The organism is Halolamina rubra (assembly GCF_000739555.1).
GTDB classification, from domain to species: Archaea; Halobacteriota; Halobacteria; order Halobacteriales; family Haloferacaceae; genus Halolamina; species Halolamina rubra.
This window is the reverse complement of sequence record NZ_BBJN01000009.1, coordinates 37,421-54,343: the sequence shown is the minus strand read 5'-3', so window position 1 is coordinate 54,343 and position 16,923 is coordinate 37,421. Positions and strand designations below refer to the sequence as shown.

The following is a 16,923-nucleotide window of genomic DNA, read 5'->3' as shown; positions in this document are numbered from 1 at the left end:
CCCTTCTCGTCACCCGCGACGACCGTAACACCAGCCAAGCCAACGGGTTCAGAAAGCTCCGCTTAATTATCCGTGACCCTCGCAAAGTCGGATCGAAATGTCACAGCGAGAACAGTCGGACGAGAGCGCGTCGATCTACGACATGTGGACGCGGCGGCACTACCTCGTAGCCACCGTCGGCGTCGCCGCGTTGAGCGGCTGCGGAGGGACGGGTGACGGCACCGAGACGACGGAGCCGCCGACGGATACCGATACAGAACCCCCAACCGATACCGAGCCGCCGACGGAGACGGCGAACGGCGACGAGGACCGCCCAGCGGGCGTCTCCGAGGAGGAGTTCGTCAACGGGCCGGTCCCGGACGTGTACCTGTCGGCGACGTCGCTCGCGAACGAGCAGCGCGACCCCGAGAACCTGAACGCCCAAGCCGACGTCGCCTTCTCCGACTACGAGGCGGCACTGGAGAACGAGGCCCACCAACCGGGGAGGTGCTGTGCGAACTGCGGCGACTTCATCCCGGACAAGAACGGCGACGAGTTCGGCGCCTGCGCCGAGGTCGAAGGGTACATCGACGGCGCGGCCTGGTGTACGATCTACGAGTCCCTCCCCGAGCCAGCGGTGCCGGAGGGGATGGACGAGGCCGACCTCGCGACCGCCGACGTTCCAGAAGAGTACCGGACTGCGGACTCACAGGTCGGCGTAACGCGCGACCCCGACGAGCTCCTGAGCCAGGAGGACGTGCAGGTGATGGAGTCCGTCGACGCTATCGCGGACGAGGTCGCCCGCCCCGGCCAGTCCTGCGGGAACTGTTCGCAGTACATCCCGGACAAGAACGGCGACGGCTGGGGCGCCTGTGCGAAGGTCGAGGGGTACGTCGCGACCGAGGACTGGTGTGCGATCTGGGAGCAGGTCAGCGCCCAACTCTGAGCGTCGGTGCCCCCGGGCGCGGCGTCTCGGTCGGACGTGTCGTTCGGGACCCCGCTACTGGATTTGCAGTAACTGAGCGTGGCGGGTCTCGCCGATCTCCAGCACCGCCCCCTCGTCGATGATGCCCGCGTCGACGGCGACGCCGACGCACTCCTCGCCGACGAGGTTCGCGACCGACGCGCGCCGCAGGCCGTCGATGACGGCGTCGGCGTCGGCCTCGACGGCGCTGTCGCCGCCGTAGAACGACTCCTCGACCGTGATCGACACCTCCCCGTTCTCGAACGTTCGGCCCAGCAGGTCGGCGTCACAGACCGAGACGAGCAGCCCGCGTTCGGTCTCCCGTTCGCGCAGCAGCATCAGTGCTCGTCGACCATCCGCTGCTCGGCCTCCTCGCGCAGCTCCTCGGCGCGCTGGCGCACCTCCTCGGCCTCCTCCTCGCGGCCGACCTCCTCGAGCGCGCGGACCTTCTCCTCGAGCAGTTCGGGGTTGGACATGCCGAGCCGCTGGGCGTTCTCGAAGCAGTCGACGGCGTCCTCCGCGAGCCCGCGTTCGAGCATGAAGAAGCCGCGGTTGTACCAGGCCTGCGCGAACCGCGGGTCGATCTCGACGGCGTTCTCGGCGTGGCGCAGCGCCTCCTCGCTCTGGCCGAACTCCCAGAGCGCGTAGGCGAGGTTCGTCTCGGCGGTGGCGGCGTGCTCGGAGTCGTCGTCGATGTCGATGGCCTCCTTGTACGCGCCGATCGCCGCGTCGTACTCCTCGAGTTCGGCGTGGGCGGCGCCCTTGTTCACCCAGGCCTCCTGCTCCTTCAGCGGGTCCTCGGCGAAGTTGGCGGCGCGCTCGAACGTCTCGGTCGCCTCCTCGAAGCGGTTGATCTGCGTGTAGGAGACGCCGACGTCGATGAGCTGGTCGGTGTCGACCTCGTCTTTCGGGATCGAGCGCTCGTCGAGCAGGTCCGACAGCACCCGGCTGTCCACGGGGTCGACCTGGTCGGGGTCGACTTTCAGCTCCGGCGGGTCGATGTCGAACTCCTCGAACTCGTCGGGGAGCCCCTGCCCCTCCGAGAACTGGTGGTCTCGGTCCTCACGGGGGTTATCACTCATTACCCGTGATTTGCGGCCGTCGGGGGTAAGGGTTACGCGTCCGGCACCAACGCTTAGTCGCGCCGGCACCTGCCGCCGCGTATGCGCCTGTTCTTCGCGATCGACCTCCCCGAGGCGCTCCGCGAGCCGTTCGCCGCGCTCCAGGACGACCTCGCCGACGCCGAGGGGCTCCGCCTCACCGACCCCGCGCAGGCCCACCTGACGATGAAGTTCCTGGGGGACACGCCGACCCCGGACGAGACGGGGGGCGACGAACCGACCGTCGACGACGCGAAAGTCGCCGGCGCCGCCGCCGTCGACGCCGCCGACCTGTCGCCGTTCGAGGTCGAGGTCGGCGGCCTCGGCGCGTTCCCCTCCGAGGAGTACATCTCGGTGGTCTGGGCCGGCGTCCGCGACGGCGCGGCCGGGCTCCACGATCTCGCCGACGCACTGGAAACCGAGACCACCGATCGGGGGTTCGCCGAGGCGGACAACGAGTTCACGCCCCACGTCACGCTCGCCCGGATGGACGACGCCCGTGGGAAGGAGCTCGTCCAGGACCGGCTCCGGAACACGGACCCTACCGTCGGCCGCTTCACCGCCGAGGAGCTCCGGCTGAAGCGATCGATCCTCGACGACGACCGCGCCGAGCACGAGACGATCGCGCGGTTCCCGCTCTGAGCGACCTCGACCGTGGCAACTTCTGACCTTCGCCACGCAACAGTTATCTCGTCTCCGGGCGAAGACAGTGTATGGAACTCAGCCAGATTCAGCAGTACGCGGGCGGCCGAGCCGTCGACGCCGACCTCACGACCGAACAGCTCCGGGCGCGGTTCGCGGCGCTCCGGGCCCGCGCGGCCGAGAGCGACGAGGCCGCGGCGGCGCGCCACCGGCTCGCCGAGCGGACGCTCGACCTGACCGAGGAGTACTTCCCCGCCGAGGTGGCCGCCCGGCGCCGCCGCGTCGCCGCCGCGGGGTTCGCGGCCGGCGTCGCCGTCGGTGCGGTCGCCGGCGCGGCCATCCGACGCTAACACGCGGTTTCGGTCCGTTTCTTCGGGTTTTTCAGTCCGGGGTCGCGCCGCTCACTCCAGCGTCGCGTCCACCGGTTCGAACGCCGTCTCGCAGGGCGGGCCGTCGGCGAACTCGAACCGCACGTCGTCGGCGGCGAACCCGTCATCGCCGCCGCCGAGCGCGATGAGCGACGCCGAAACGGTGCCGTAGCCGTTCTCGTGGACGCAGACGCCGAACTCGTGGTCGCCGAGCACCGACGCCGCGCGGTCGAGCCACGCGTCGGGCTCCTCGTCGGGCTCGGGGAGCAGCGCGGTCCGGACCGCGGCGGCGTCCTCGGCCTGCTCCCGCCCGCGCTCGGCGGCGGAGGCCGGGATCGCCGGCGCGTCGCTGGCGCCGACGTTGACGACGACGTGGACGCCCGGCTCCAGCTGGCGGACCAGCAGGCGGCCGTCCCACTCCAGCAGGAACGCGGCGTTCTCGTCGGCGAGCACGAGGTTGAACCCGGCGTACTCGTGCTCCTCGACGGCGTGCTCGACCGTTCGGACGGCGTCCTCCGCCGAGGGCTCCCGGAGCGCGTCGCGGACGAGCAGTCCGCGCGAGCGCTCGCCCGCGAGCTCGGCGTCGGTCCAGCGGTTCGTCACGCCGACGAACAGCCCCGACTCGTTGTACCCCTGCCACGTCCCCCCGGCTTTCGCGTCCCGGGGGGCGACGACGGCCGGCTCCTCCTCGATCAGCGCCGGCGACTCGGAGGGACGATCACGCTGCTCGTCGCGGTTCGCGGCGACCGCGACGGGCGCGTCCTCGAACACCTGCCAGGCGAGCGTCAGCGTACACACGGGGTCGAGTACGCGCGGCGGGTGTTTAAGCCCGCGGCGTTCGACCGGACGGTCGATGCTCGAAGGCGTCAACGTCGCGCTCGGGGTCACCGGCAGCATCGCCGCGGTGAAAGTCGTGGAGCTCGCCCACGAGCTCCGCCGACAGGGGGCTGCGGTCCGCGGCGTGCTGACCGAGAGCGCGCAGGGGATCGTCCACCCGTGGGCGGTGGAGTTCGCGACGGGCTACGAGCCGGTCACCGAGCTCACCGGGCGCGTCGAGCACGTCGAGCTCTGCGGCCGCGACGGCTGGGCCGACGTGCTCCTGATCGCGCCCTGTACCGCAAACACCGTCGGGAAGGTCGCCGCCGCCGTCGACGACTCGCCGGTGACGACGACCGCGACGACCGCGATCGGCGCCGACGTGCCGGTCGTCGTCGCCCCCGCGATGCACGAGCCGATGTACGACCACCCGGGCGTGCTCGACGCGATCGAGCGCGTCGAGTCCTGGGGCGTCGAGTTCGTCGACCCCCGGATCGAGGAGGGGAAGGCCAAGATCGCCACGGAGGAGGCCATCGTCACCGAAGTCGCCCGGGCGACGACCCCCCACTCGCTCGCCGGCGAGCACGTCGTCGTCACCGCGGGCGCGACCAGCGAGCCGATCGACCCGATCCGCACCATCACGAACCGCGCGTCGGGGAAAACGGGCCGCGCGGTCGCCAAAGCCTGCTACGTCCGCGGCGCCGACGTGACGTTGGTCCACGACGGCGACGACGTGCCCTACGCCGACGTGCGGCGGGCCGAGCGGGCGGCGGCGATGCGCGACGCCGTGCTCGCGGCGGCCGACGACGGCGCCGACGCGCTGGTCTCGGCCGCGGCGATCTCGGACTTCACCGTCGACGCCGCCGACTCGAAGATCAAGTCCGGCGAGGAGCGCACGCTGACGCTGACCCCGACGCCGAAGCTGATCGACTCGGTCCGCGACGCCCACCCGGAGCTCCCCATCGTCGGCTTCAAGGCCGAGACCGGCGCCAGCGACGAGCAACTCGCCGGCGAGGCGCGGCGGATCCTCGACCGCGCCGGGCTCGCCTTCGTCGTCGCCAACGACGCGGGCGTGATGGGCGACGACGAGACCCGGGCGCTGCTGGTTCGCGGCGAGGGGTACTCGGAGTTCACGGGCAGCAAGCCGGAGTTGGGAGCGGTGGTCGCCGAGCAGTTGGCCGAGGTTCTCGGCGACTGATTACTCGCGTCGCCGGTCCCCATGACCGGGGTAGTCGCGCTCGAACCGCTCGCCGATCTCCTCGCCGGCGATCTCGACGATCACCGGCCGACCGTGCGGGCAGGCGTACGGGTTCTCGCAGTCGTCCAGCGCCGACAGCAGCTCGCTCACCGAGCCCTCGGTGAGCGAGGTGTTCCCCGTCACCGACGGGTAGCACGCGAGATCGCCGAGTAGCTCGTCGACGGCGTCGTCGACCGCCGCCTCGCCGTCGCCGTCGGCGACGAACGACGAGAGCACGTCGCGCAGCAGTTCGGGGTCGAGCGTCGCGTCGAACACCGCCGGCACCGCAGTGACTTCCACCGTTCGCTCCGCCGCGGGCTCGGCCTCGAACCCGATCTCCGCCAGCGCGTCGGCGTGGCTCGCGAACAGCTCGGCCTCCCGGGCGGTGAGCTCCAGCTCGACCGGCGTCGCCAGCGCCTGGCTCGCCATCCCGTCGGCGAACTCGCGCTGGAGGCGCTCGTAGTTCACGCGCTCGTCGGCGGCGTGCTGGTCGATCAACACCAGCCCGTCGTCGGTCTCGGCGACGACGTAGGTGTCCTGTAACTGCCCGAGCACCCGCAGCGTCGGCAGCGAGTCGAACTCGCCGCCGGCCTCCGCGCTGCCGCCGCCCAGCGCCCGCTGGGTCGCCGTCGAGAACGAGCGCTCGCGGTCCGCGGCCGCGTCCCGGGAGCCGGTCGTGGGCGCCGGGTCGGCCTCCGAGGCTGGGTCGGCCTCGTAGTCGGTGGCGCCGCCGCGTGCGGAGTCCGGCGTGCGGTCGTCGCGCTCCGGACTGCCCGGTTCCGCGCCCCCGAGTCCGCCGCCAGTCGCCGACTCCTGCGTCGCCGACCCCTCCGTCGACGACTCCTCGCCCGTCGGCGACGACGCGCTCGACCCGCCGGAGAGGTCGACCGACCAGTCGTCGGTACCGTCGTCTCCGGCCTGCGGATCGGTCGCCTCAGGGGCCGCGTCCTCGCCCCAGTCGTCGAGGTCGGTCGAGGTGGAACCGGCATCGTCTCTGACGCCGGCGTCGGCGGCGTCCGCCGTCGACGCCTCGGCGGCCGACTCGTCCGCCCCGTCGAGCCCCGAGCGCTTCCGGACGCAGCCGCTTCGCTCGGCGCGTCGGTCGGCGACGCCGCTTGCCGCCTCGTGGCGCGTGTCGGCGCCGCCGACCGCCGTCTCGTCGTCGGTTCCGGGACGGACCGGCGTCTCCTCGGCCTGCGAGCGCCCGCGGGGCGCGGAGCTGCGGATCAGCCCCTCCCCGAGCAGCGCCTCCTCGACGGCCTCGGTGACCGCCTCCTTCACGCCCGCCTCGTCGTCGAAGCGCACCTCCAGCTTCCGGGGGTGGACGTTAACGTCGACGGTGGCGGGGTCGAGCTCGACGAACAGCACCGCGAACGGGTAGCGATCCGGCGCGAGTTGGCCGCCGTAGGCGTCGAGCACCGCCTCCCGGAGCGTCGACGCGGTGACGTAGCGGTCGTTGACGAACGTCGAGAGGTACTCCCGGCCCGCGCGGGTGGTCTCGGGGTGGGAGACGAGCCCCCGGACGGACTGGACGGCGGCGTCGCCCCCCGCCGCGGTCCACTCCACGTCGACCATCGACTCCGCGACCTCGCGGCCGTACACCGACAGCACCGTCGAGCGCCGGTTCCCCGTGCCGTCGGTCGCGAACACCTCGCGGTCGTCGTGCTCCAGCGAGACGGCGACGCCGGGGTTCGCCAGCGCGTACTGCGTCGCGACGGTGTTGACGTGGTCGAACTCCGTGGCGTCGGTTTTGAGGAACTTCCGTCGGGCGGGCACGTTGTGGAACAGGTCGTCGACCTCGACGACGGTCCCCTCGGGACAGCCGGCGGGCTCGGGCTCGCCGATGTCGCCGCCCTCGACGGTGAGCTCGTGGCCCATCTCGCCGCCGCGGGGTTTCGAGCGAACGGTGAGCCGCGAGACGGCACCGATGGCCGCGAGGGCCTCGCCCCGGAAGCCGAGCGTGCCCACGCCGGCCTCGAGGTCGCCGATGTCGCCGATCTTCGAGGTGTGGTGGTCCCGGACCGCGAGGTCGAGCTCCTCGGCGGTCATCCCGACGCCGTCGTCCCGGACGCGGACGCCGTCCTTCCCGCCGCGGTCGACCGCGACCGACACGCGGGAGGCGTCGGCGTCGATGGCGTTCTCGACCAGCTCCTTCACCACGGAGGCGGGGCGCTCGACCACCTCGCCGGCGGCGATCCGCTGGACGGTCTCCTCGTCGAGCGCGGCGATGCTCGGCCCGTCGCCGTCGCGCGGGTCGGCCATACTCAGCGCCCCCTCCCGTCGGCGTGCTGCGCTCGGTGCATGCGCGGACCCACAGGCCGCGTCGCAAAGAACGATGCGCTCGGGCTCAGTCCTCCAGCCGGGACTGCCACTCCTGGACGCGCTGCATGAGCTCGATCGGCGAGAGCTCCGCGACGTTCACGTCGTCGAGTTCTTCGAGCACGTCGGCGGCCTCGGGGTCGACGGCCGGTTCGTGATCGACGCTCGCCCCGCCGCCGTCGCCGACGGCGTCCGCGCGGTCGGCCGACTCCCGGGACTCGGCGCCGCCGGCGAAGCTGCCCGAACTCAGGTCGAACACCGCCTGTTTCGTCCCGCCGTCGCCGCCCGAGCCGCGGGCCTCGATGGCTTTGTCCTCGCGCAGGCGGTCGAGCACGCCGCCCGCGCGGTCGACCACGGGGCCGGGGACGCCCGCGAGATCCGCGACGTGGATCCCGTAGGAGCGGTCGGTCGCCCCGTCCTGCACCGTGCGGAGGAAGGTTACGTCGTTCTCCTCGCCGGGCTCGCCGTCGACGGCGACGTGGACGTTCGCGACGCCGTCGAGGTGGTCCGCGAGCGTCGTGAGCTCGTGGTAGTGGGTCGCGAACAGCGTCTTCGCCCGCACCTCGTTGTGGAGGTACTCCGTGGCGGCCCACGCGATCGAGATGCCGTCGTACGTCGCCGTCCCGCGGCCGACCTCGTCGAGGATCACCAGCGAGTCCTCGGTGGCGGAGTGGAGGATGTTCGAGAGCTCCTGCATCTCGACCATGAACGTCGAGCGACCCTGGGCGAGTTCGTCCAGCGCGCCGACGCGGGTGTAGATGCCGTCGACGAGGCCGACCTCGGCCGCGTCCGCGGGGACGAAGCTCCCGGCCTGGGCGAGCAGCGTGATCAGCGCCGCCTGGCGCATGTACGTCGACTTCCCGCTCATGTTCGGGCCCGTGACGATCAGGAACCGCCGCTCCCTGTCGAGGTGGAGGTCGTTGGGGACGAACTCCGTCGTCGTCTCGACGACGGGGTGGCGGCCGGCCTCGACGTGCAGCGCGTCGCCGTCGGTGAGTTCGGGCCGGGTCCAGTCGTTGCGCGCGGCGTGGTCGGCGAGCGAGGCCAGCGCGTCGACCTCGGCGATCGCGCGGCCGGCGTCCTGCAGGAGTTCGGCGCGGTCGGCGACGCGCTCGCGGAGCTGCTCGAACAGCTCGTACTCGAGGTCGCCGCGGGCCTCCTCGACGCGCATGATCTCCCGTTCCTTCTCCTCCAGTTCCTCGGTGACGAACCGCTTTGAGTTCTTGAGCGTCTTCACCTCGCGGTACTGTTCGGGCACCTGGTCGGCGACGCTCTTGCCGACCTGGATGTAGTAGCCGTCGGTCTTGTTGCGGTCGACGGTGACGTGGGAGAGCCCGTGTCGCTGCTTCTCGCGGTCGGCGAGCCCGTCGAGGAACGCCTCCAGCTCCTCGTGGCGCTCGATCAGCTCGTCGAGTTCGTCGTCGTACCCCTCGCGGAAGATCCCGCCCTGCGTGACCGTCTTGGGCGGCTCCTCGCGGAGCGCCGCGTCGAGTTCCTCCCGGAGGGCGGCGGCAGCCTCGCGGTCCGGCTTCTCGAGCACGTCCGGCAGCGGCGAGTCCGCCAGCGCGGTGCCGTCGATGGCGTCCTCGAGCGCCGGCAGCACGGCCAGCGTCTGCGTCACCGCGAGCAGGTCGCCGGCGTCGGCGGAGCCGGAGGCGGCTCGGGAAGCGAGCCGTTCGAGGTCGTAGGCGTCGTCGAGACAGTCCCGCAGCGCCTCGCGGGCGAGCGCCGCGCTGGCGAGCGCTTCGACGGCGTCGTGACGGCGCGCCAGCAGCTCGCGGTCCCGGCGCGGCCGGGTGAGCCACTCCCGGAGCAGCCGCCGGCCGGGCGAGGAGACGGTGGCGTCGATCGTGTCGAACAGCGACCCCTCGCTCCCGCCCTGCATCGTCTCGACCAGTTCGAGGTTGCGCTGGGTGGTCGCGTCGAGGTCGAGGTGGTCGTCCGGGCGGTAGCGCTGGAGCCGGCTCATCGCCGCTCCGACGCCGAGCCCGGTGTCGTCGACGTACGCGAGGACGGCGCCCGCGGCCTGCACCGCGGGCGAGTCCTCGTCGAGCCCGATGCTCTCGAGGGTGGACTCGCCGAAGCGCTCCCGGACGCGGTGGCGCGCCCGACCCGGCCCGAACTCGTCGCTCGGGCGGAGCGTGTGGGTGGCGTCGAGGCGCTCCTTCAGGCGCGAGAGGAGGGCGTCGTCGTTCCGCACCTCGGGGCCGGGGAGCAGTTCGGTCGGCGCGAAGCGGTAGAGCTCGGCGCTCGCGGCGTCGGCGCCGTCGACGGCCGTGACGAGGAACCTGCCCGTAGTGATGTCGGCGAACGCGAGCCCGTACTGGCCGTCGCGCCCGGCCCCCTCGACGACCGACGCGAGATACTGCGCGTCGTCGTCGGTCGTCTCGACGAGCGTCCCCGGCGAGGCGAGGCGGGTGATCTCGCGGTACTTCGAGCCGTCCTCGGCGTCGAACTGGTCGGCGACGGCGACGCGGTAGCCCCGCTCGACCAGCGCGGTCAGGTAGGGGGTGAGCTCCGAGAGCGGGACGCCCGCCATCGGGTAGGAGGAGCCGTGGGAGGACTTCTGGGAGATCGTGAGGTCGAGCTCGTCGGCGACGATCTCGGCGTCCTCGGCGAAGAACTCGTAGAAGTCGCCACACTGCATCAGCAGGAGGTCCGCGTCGGTCTCGGCCTTCAGAGAGAGGAACTCGTCGACGATACCCTGCGACATGCCCATCTCTCGGTGTGTCGGTGGCTAAAGCCCTGCGGGTCGCTGGCGGGCGTGAATCGCGCCGATAAACCGCCGTGGGTGACCGGCCACGTCTGGCCGACCACGGCGATGCGCGCACCGCCGCGGTGCCGTCCCGGAAGGCCCCTACCCCGAACCGGGTCGGCATCGCGACACCTTATGGTCTACAGTCGAGGTATAAGTGCTTCGTGGGTACTGCTCAGTTCCCGCCCTCGATCAGGCGCTCGAGCTGCTCCGGCGGCACCGCCCCGCGGGCGGCGTGGCCGTCGGCGGCGAAGGTGGGGACGCCCGTGACGCCGCGCTCGCGGGCTTCCTCGAACTGCTCCTCCAGCCGGTCGGCCCACGCGTCGTCGGTCGCGGCCGCCCGGATCGCCTCGGCGTCGAGGCCGACGGCGTCGGCGACGTCGGCGATCACGTCGGGGTCGCCGATGTCGCGGTGGTCGTCCCAGTACGCCGCGAACAGCGCGTCGTCGAAGGCGTCGAACAGCTCCGGCTGCTCCTCGCGGACGTAGAACGCGGCCTGCTGGGCGTTCCAGGAGTCGGTGTCGGGCACCGCGTCGATGTCGGCGTCGACGCCGTACTCCTCGCTCAGTCGCTCGACGTTCTCGCGGACCTGCTCGAAGTAGTCGTCGTCCTTCCCGTCGTCCACGTCGGACTGGATCTCGCGGCTCTCGTCGCGCTTGTACCCCCGGAGGTCGAACGGGTGCCACTCGACGGACAGCGGCGCGTCGCGGTCCTCCCGGTACAGTTCGAGCGAGGCACGACCCAGGCGGCAGAACGGACAGACGTAGTCGCTGAACACGACCACTTCGTCGGCGGCGTCGTCGCGGTCGACGACGCTGTCGGTTTCGGACATACCGTCTCCAACGGGTGTGCCCGGAAAAGCTACCGGGTAGCGGCGTCCGCGGCCCGGCGAAGCTTCAAGCGCCCGCCCGCCGAGCCCCCCGGCATGGACACGCTCGTCACCGGCGGGACGCTGCTCACGATGCGGGGCGACCGCCTCGGGGTCGTCGACGACGGCGCGGTAGGGATCGAGGACGGCCGGATCGGCTACGTCGGCCCGGCGGCCGAGGCGCCGGCCCCGAGCGACGCCGACGAGGTCGTCGACGCCTCGGGGGCGGTGGTGATGCCCGGGCTCGTCAACGCCCACACCCACACGGCCCACACCCTCCTCCGCGGCGGCGCACAGGACGTGCCCGAGATCGAGTGGATGAACCGCGCGCTCGGGCCGCTGTCGGCCCACACCGACGAGGCGGACCGCGTCGCCGGCGCACGGCTGGGCGTGCTGGAGGCCGTCCGCGGCGGCGCGACGACGATCGCCGAGTACGCGAGCGAGGTGGGGACGCTCGTCGAGGAGGTGTACCGACCGCTCGGCGTCGCCGTGGTCGCCGTCGAGACGATCAACGAGGTGCCCGACGAGCGCGACGACCTCGGCCCGCGGGAGCTGTACCCCTTCGAGCGCGAGCAGGGCGACCGCGCGCTGGCGCGGGCGGATCGCCTGTTCGAGCGGTTCGGCGACGACCCGCTGGTGACGCCGGCGTACGGTCCGCAGGCGCTGGACATGGTGTCGCCAGACCTCCTGCAGACCGTGCAGAGCCACGCCCACGAGCGCGGCGCGAAGCTCCACGTCCACACCGCCCAGGGCGAGCGGGAGGCGATCCAGATCGAGGAGCGCTACGGCGACGACGCGTCGACGGTGTCGGTGCTCGACGAGCTCGGGATCGTCGACGACTCGCTGGTCGCGGTCCACTGCCACGGCGCGACGCCCGCGGAGCGCCGCCGTCTCGCCGAGGGCGGGGCGGCGATGCTCGGCTGCCCCTCCTCGATCGCGGCGATCGACGGGATCGTCCCGCCCGTGGCCGAGTTCCGCGAGTACGGCGCTCCGGTCGGGATCGGGACGGACCAGGCGCCCGGGCCGGGGCACCACTCGACGCTCCGCGAGGCGCGGACGGCGGCGACGCTCTCGAAAGTCGAACAGGCGGACCCGACGGCGCTCACGGCGCCGGAAGCGCTGCGGATCGCGACTGTCGGCGGCGCCGAGGCGCTGGGGATCGCCGACGAGGTCGGGACGCTGGCGGCGGGCACCCGCGCGGACCTGATCGTCGTCGACACCGACCGGCTCTCGACCGCGCCGGCCGTCGAGTCGCCGCTCCACACCGCGGTGCCGAACCTCGTCTACTCGACGACCGGGCGGGAGGTCAGGGACGTGTTCGTAGCCGGCGAGGCGCTGCTGCGCGACGGGGCGTTCGTCGACGCCGACCCCGCGGCGGCCGTCGACGAGGCGACCGAACGGGCGGCGGCGCTGTACGAGCGGGCGAGCGACGACTGGCGCGGCGCGGACTCGGCGCTCGTCGACGCCGTCGACGACGGCTGGCTCTGAGCGGGCCGGCTCCGAGCGGGCCGGCTCAGTGGTCGTGGCTCCCGGCGTCGCCGTCCTCGTGGCCGGGGAGCGGGCCGAGTCCGGACGCGGGGTCGAACCCGTCGACGGGCGTGACGGAGTAGTCGACGGTGAGGGTGTCCCGGGTCGCGCGGATCTTGCCGACGAACGCAGACACCTCCTCCAGCGTGCCCTCTAGCACGAACAGCTCCATGCAGTGGTGCTCGCCCACGTGGGAGTGGAAGTTCGAGGCGACCAGCCCCTCGTGCTCGTGGCGCAGCTGCATCATGCGCTCCTCGACGCTCGTGGTCTCGTACTCGAACAGCACGGTGACGACGGCCATGAGGTTGCGGTCCTCGAGCCGGCGGTCCTCGAACTCGCCCAGCAGGTTCCGGGCGGCCTCGCGCATCACCTCGCTGCGGCCCGTGTAGCCGTGTTCCTCGGAGAAGCTGTCGATGCGCTCCAGCAGTTCCTCGGGCATCGAGACGCTGACGACGGTCATGTAGCAACCGAGGCGCCGTTCGTTAATAATGCTTAGTAAAACGGGGTCGCGGCGGCGGCGGTTAGCGCACCGAGTCGAGCAGCAGCTGCTGCTCCACGCGCTTGACCTCGTGCTGCACGTCGCGCACGGCGTCGATGTTCGCGGAGATGCTGGAGATCCCCTCCTCGACGAGGAAGTTCACCATCTCCGGCTTGGAGCCGGCCTGCCCGCAGATCGACGTGTCCACGTCGTGCTCGCGGCAGGTCTGGATGGTGTCGCTGATGAGCTCGAGCACCGCGGGGTGGAGCTCGTCGAACCGGTCGGCGACGTGCTCGTTGTTGCGGTCGACCGCCAGCGTGTACTGGGTCAGGTCGTTCGTGCCGAAGGAGGCGAAGTCGATCCCCTGCTCGGCCATCTCCTCGACGCAGAGGGCGCTCGCGGGCGTCTCGATCATCACGCCCCAGTTGCGCTTCTCGGTGTCGATGCCGGCGTCCTCCATCAGCTGCTTGGCCTGGATCACGTCCTCGGCGTCGTTGACCAGCGGCAGCATGAGCTCGACGTTGTCGTACCCCATCTCGTACAGCTTGCGGAACGCGGCGAGCTCGTGTTCGAACACGCCGGGCTTGGCGAGGCTCCGCCGGATCCCGCGCCAGCCGAGCATGGGGTTGTGCTCGTTCGGCTCGTCCTCGCCGCCCTCCATCGTCCGGAACTCGTCGGTCGGGGCGTCGAGCGTGCGCACCCGAACTGGCCGGGGGTAGAACTCCTCGGCGACGCCCTGGATCCCGTCGACGAGCTGCTGCTCGTACGCCTCCCCGCCCTCGTCGGCGATGTAGCGCTCGGGGGTCTTCCCCAGCGTGAGCACCATGTGCTCCATCCGGAGCAGCCCCACGCCGTCGGCGCCGGTCGCGGCCGCGCGCTCGGCGGCCTCGGGGATGGAGACGTTGACCTTCACCTCGGTCGCGGTCATGGGTTTGACCGGCGTCTTCGGCCGGACCTCCTCGACGGGCTCGTGGTCGGGTTCGGCCGGCTCGGCCCGCCCGTCGATCACGCTGCCGCGGTCGCCGTCGATCGTGACGACCTGGTCGTCGACGAGCTCGCGGGAGCCGCTGCCGGTCCCCACGACGGCGGGCACGCCCAGCTCCCGGGAGACGATCGCGGCGTGGCTGGTCATCCCGCCCTCGTCGGTGACGATCCCGGCGGCGCGCTTCATCGCGGGCACCATGTCGGGCATCGTCATCTCGGTGACGAGCACGTCGCCCTCGCCGACCTTGTCGAGCTGGTCGAGCTCGGTGACGACGCGGACCTCGCCCGAGACGACGCCCGGCGAGGCGCCGAGCCCGCGGAGGAGCACGTCGCCGTCGTCGTCGCTCTCGGTCTCGCGCTCCTCCTCCAGGTCGGCGTCGTCGTCGTCGATCGTGGTGATCGGCCGGGACTGGAGCATGTAGATGTCGCCGTCGACGATCGCCCACTCGACGTCCTGTGGCTCGCCGTAGTGGTCCTCGACGCGCTCGCCGAGCTCGACCAGCGCTTCGATCTCGTCGTCGGAGAGCACGCGCTCGTTCCGGCGGTCGGGCTCGACGGACTGCTCGACGGTCTCGCCGGTGTCCTCGTCCTTCACCATCTTCACCTTCTTGTCGGCGACGGTCACCTCCTCGACGGCGTCGCTGTTCCGGTCGTAGACGTAGTTGTCCGGGGAGACCGTGCCCGAGACGACCGCCTCGCCCAGCCCCCACGCGGCCTCGATGATCAGGCGCGGCTCGCCCGTCGAGGGGTGGGAGGTGAACATCACGCCGGACTTCTCGGCGTCGACCATCTGCTGGACGACGACGGCGATGTCGACCGCGTCGTGCGGGAAGTCCTTGCGCTCGCGGTAGTAGATGGCGCGCTGGGAGAACAGCGACGCCCAGCACTCCTTGACGCGTTCGAGCAGGGCCTCCTCGGTGACGTTGAGGAACGTCTCCTGCTGGCCCGCGAAGGAGGCGTCGGGCAGGTCCTCGGCGGTCGCCGAGGAGCGGACGGCGACGAACGCCTCGCCGTTGCCCAGGTCGTCGTAGGCGGCGAGGATCTCCTCGCGCACCTCCTCGGGGAACGGCGTCTCCAGGATCAGCTCGTGGGCCGTCTCGGAGGCCGCCTTGAGCGCGGCGGAGTCCTCCGGATCGACGTCCATCGCCGCGAACAGTTCCTCGTCGATGCCGGCCTCCTCGATGAACGCCCGATACGTCCCCGCCGTGACGACGAATCCCGGCGGCACGGGAAGCCCCGCCCCAGTGAGTTCACCGAGGGAAGCGCCCTTCCCGCCGACCGTCTCCAGGTCCGCGGCGCGAACGTCGTCGAGCCAGAGTACTCCCATCAGTTCAAAAATCCGGGCTACAGATAAAGAAGGTTCCGGACGCCCGGGTGGTTGCCGCCGCCGACGCTACGCGTCGTCGCGGTCCGGCATCGACGGCTCGGGCGGCAGTTTCGGGTCCCGGTCCGGGCGCTCGCTGGGCTCCTCCGGCTCCACGTCGGGGATCTCCACGCCGTCCATCTCCTCGAGCACCTGCTCCATCAGGTGGAGCCCGGCGGCCTTCGACGGCGCGTCGCCGATGGCGCCGCGCTCGGTGTCGACCAGGGTCCAGTAGCCGTTCTCCTCCTCGACGAGGTGGATCTCGCGGGGCTGCTCCTCGTCCTCCGCCGCCGTCGCTTCGGCGACGATCTCCCCGTCGCCTTCGCTATCGTCTGCCATGGGGACGAGTTGCGGACTCCCGGGGAAAACCGTTCGGGTCGGCGACGGGTCGGATCGACGACGCGGCGTCGACGCGCGCGGCTACTCGAACACGGCGTCGAACGCCGCCGCGCCGAGCGGGTCGAACGTCCCGGCGGCCAGATCCTCCCGCACGTACGCCTCGCGACCCATCCCCACGAGCGCCGACACCACCGCCGGCGCCGAGCGCGAGAAGTTGATCGCGCGCTGGGCCGCGCTGTCGCCCGCCAGCTCCGCCGAGATGTCGGGCGGCAGCCCCTCGACCAGATCGCCGCCCAGCAGCGCCGAGCTCGCGAACACCGACAGCCCCTCGCGGTGGGCGAACTCGAGCGCGCTCACCGCCTCGCCGCTCTCGGGGTCCTCGTGGTGGGCGCTCGTGAACGCGTCGGCCATGTGGACGTTGAACGGCAGTTGGAGCGCCGCGAGCCCGTGGTCGTCGGGATCCCCGGTGACCGACTCGGCGGCCGCCCGGGCGCGGTCGAGCACCCGAGCGAGCGAGAGGTGCCGCTCGTGATCGGGCGGCACCCGGAACGCCTCCCAGGAGGCGACGCCGTAGCGGCCGATCCGGCCCCGCTGGATCTCGCGTTCCAGCTGCTCGAAGGCGGCCTGGAGCTGGTCGTACACCGCCTCCCGGGAGCGCGCGGCCAGCTGCGTCTCGGGGCTGTGTACGTAGTAGCAGTCGACCGCGTCGACGCCCAGCGCGTCGAGCGAGCGGTCGAGCATCGCCTCGAGGAAGCGGGGCGTCATCGCGTGGCTCCCGCGGGCGAGATCCGCCGGGTCGACGACGCCGGGCTCGACGAACCGCTCGCGGACGTACGCCGAGGGGTCGTCGGGGCGCTCGCCGTCGAACGGGACGAACCCGCCCTTCGTCGCGAGCAGCACCGCGTCGCGGTCCACGTCGGCGGCGGCGAGCGCGTCGCCGACGACGCGCTCCGCGCGGCCGGCCCGGTAGTCCGGCGCGGTGTCGAGCACGTTACAGCCGTTCTCGAGCGCGGTGACCAGCGCGTCGCGGTGGCGCTCGTCGACGGCCGGGGTCGGCTCGCCGCGGTAGCTGCCGGCGCCGACGGAGGAGACGACGCCGGGGCCGAACCGGCGGAAGTACGTGCGGCCGTACCGGTCGCCGAAGCGCTCGCGGTAGCGCCACGTCGCGTCGTGGGTCGCCATTG

15 protein-coding genes are annotated in these 16,923 nt (G+C 71.9%); 5 read left to right on the top strand and 10 right to left on the bottom strand.

Features of this window, described 5'->3' with window-relative positions:
- Nucleotides 1-97 precede the first annotated feature (97 nt).
- On the top strand, nucleotides 98-925 hold the full coding sequence (locus ACP95_RS15115; protein ID WP_082224541.1) for a high-potential iron-sulfur protein: 828 nt from the start codon (nucleotides 98-100) through the stop codon (nucleotides 923-925).
- A 54-nt stretch (nucleotides 926-979) separates the two neighbouring features.
- On the opposite strand, the gene ACP95_RS02310 is transcribed toward ACP95_RS15115, so the two are convergent.
- On the bottom strand, nucleotides 980-1,282 hold the full coding sequence (locus tag ACP95_RS02310) for a DUF424 domain-containing protein (RefSeq protein WP_049979664.1): 303 nt from the start codon (nucleotides 1,280-1,282) through the stop codon (nucleotides 980-982).
- On the bottom strand, nucleotides 1,282-2,025 hold the full coding sequence (locus ACP95_RS02305) for a tetratricopeptide repeat protein (protein ID WP_049979663.1): 744 nt from the start codon (nucleotides 2,023-2,025) through the stop codon (nucleotides 1,282-1,284). The genes ACP95_RS02310 and ACP95_RS02305 overlap by 1 nt, the downstream gene beginning before the upstream one ends.
- Nucleotides 2,026-2,106: 81 nt before the next feature.
- On the opposite strand from ACP95_RS02305, the gene thpR reads away from it, so the two are divergent.
- Nucleotides 2,107-2,685: an RNA 2',3'-cyclic phosphodiesterase gene (thpR, locus tag ACP95_RS02300; RefSeq protein WP_049979662.1), complete on the top strand. Its 579-nt coding sequence runs from the start codon at nucleotides 2,107-2,109 to the stop codon at nucleotides 2,683-2,685.
- A gap of 71 nt (nucleotides 2,686-2,756) precedes the next feature.
- Nucleotides 2,757-3,035: a hypothetical protein gene (locus tag ACP95_RS02295; RefSeq protein ID WP_049979661.1), complete on the top strand. Its 279-nt coding sequence runs from the start codon at nucleotides 2,757-2,759 to the stop codon at nucleotides 3,033-3,035.
- A gap of 51 nt (nucleotides 3,036-3,086) precedes the next feature.
- Here ACP95_RS02295 and ACP95_RS02290 read toward each other — a convergent pair whose 3' ends face one another.
- Nucleotides 3,087-3,851 (bottom strand): NRDE family protein, encoded by a 765-nt coding sequence (locus ACP95_RS02290; protein WP_049979660.1) that lies wholly within the window; start codon nucleotides 3,849-3,851, stop codon nucleotides 3,087-3,089.
- A 55-nt stretch (nucleotides 3,852-3,906) separates the two neighbouring features.
- On the opposite strand from ACP95_RS02290, the gene coaBC reads away from it, so the two are divergent.
- The gene (gene coaBC, locus ACP95_RS02285; RefSeq protein WP_049979659.1) at nucleotides 3,907-5,067 is read left to right on the top strand and encodes a bifunctional phosphopantothenoylcysteine decarboxylase/phosphopantothenate--cysteine ligase CoaBC; all 1,161 of its coding nucleotides are present in this window, start codon (nucleotides 3,907-3,909) and stop codon (nucleotides 5,065-5,067) included.
- On the opposite strand, the gene mutL is transcribed toward coaBC, so the two are convergent.
- From mutL to ACP95_RS02270, 3 genes are all read right to left on the bottom strand, one after another.
- The gene (mutL, locus tag ACP95_RS02280) at nucleotides 5,068-7,368 is read right to left on the bottom strand and encodes a DNA mismatch repair endonuclease MutL (RefSeq protein WP_049979658.1); all 2,301 of its coding nucleotides are present in this window, start codon (nucleotides 7,366-7,368) and stop codon (nucleotides 5,068-5,070) included.
- A gap of 85 nt (nucleotides 7,369-7,453) precedes the next feature.
- Nucleotides 7,454-10,138: a DNA mismatch repair protein MutS gene (gene mutS, locus ACP95_RS02275; RefSeq protein WP_049979657.1), complete on the bottom strand. Its 2,685-nt coding sequence runs from the start codon at nucleotides 10,136-10,138 to the stop codon at nucleotides 7,454-7,456.
- Between the two features lie 217 nt (nucleotides 10,139-10,355).
- Complete coding sequence (locus ACP95_RS02270; RefSeq protein ID WP_049979656.1) at nucleotides 10,356-11,012, bottom strand: DsbA family oxidoreductase; 657 nt, start codon at nucleotides 11,010-11,012, stop codon at nucleotides 10,356-10,358.
- 93 nt (nucleotides 11,013-11,105) lie between these two features.
- Here ACP95_RS02270 and ACP95_RS02265 point away from each other — a divergent pair, with 93 nt between their 5' ends.
- Nucleotides 11,106-12,536, top strand: coding sequence for an amidohydrolase family protein (locus ACP95_RS02265; RefSeq protein ID WP_049979655.1), 1,431 nt, complete (start codon nucleotides 11,106-11,108; stop codon nucleotides 12,534-12,536).
- Nucleotides 12,537-12,561: 25 nt separating this feature from the next.
- Here the strand turns inward: ACP95_RS02265 and nikR are convergent, their stop codons facing one another.
- From nikR to ACP95_RS02245, 4 genes are all read right to left on the bottom strand, one after another.
- A complete protein-coding gene (gene nikR / locus ACP95_RS02260; protein ID WP_049979654.1) occupies nucleotides 12,562-13,035 on the bottom strand; it encodes a nickel-responsive transcriptional regulator NikR in 474 nt (157 codons plus the stop codon).
- Between the two features lie 61 nt (nucleotides 13,036-13,096).
- Nucleotides 13,097-15,364, bottom strand: a complete 2,268-nt coding sequence (gene ppsA, locus ACP95_RS02255; RefSeq protein WP_049979653.1) for a pyruvate, water dikinase — start codon at nucleotides 15,362-15,364, stop codon at nucleotides 13,097-13,099.
- A gap of 66 nt (nucleotides 15,365-15,430) precedes the next feature.
- Entirely contained in the window at nucleotides 15,431-15,739 is a 309-nt protein-coding gene (locus ACP95_RS02250; RefSeq protein ID WP_049979652.1) for a hypothetical protein, read from the bottom strand.
- An 81-nt stretch (nucleotides 15,740-15,820) separates the two neighbouring features.
- Nucleotides 15,821-16,921, bottom strand: coding sequence for an aldo/keto reductase (locus ACP95_RS02245; protein ID WP_049979651.1), 1,101 nt, complete (start codon nucleotides 16,919-16,921; stop codon nucleotides 15,821-15,823).
- Nucleotides 16,922-16,923: the final 2 nt, after the last annotated feature.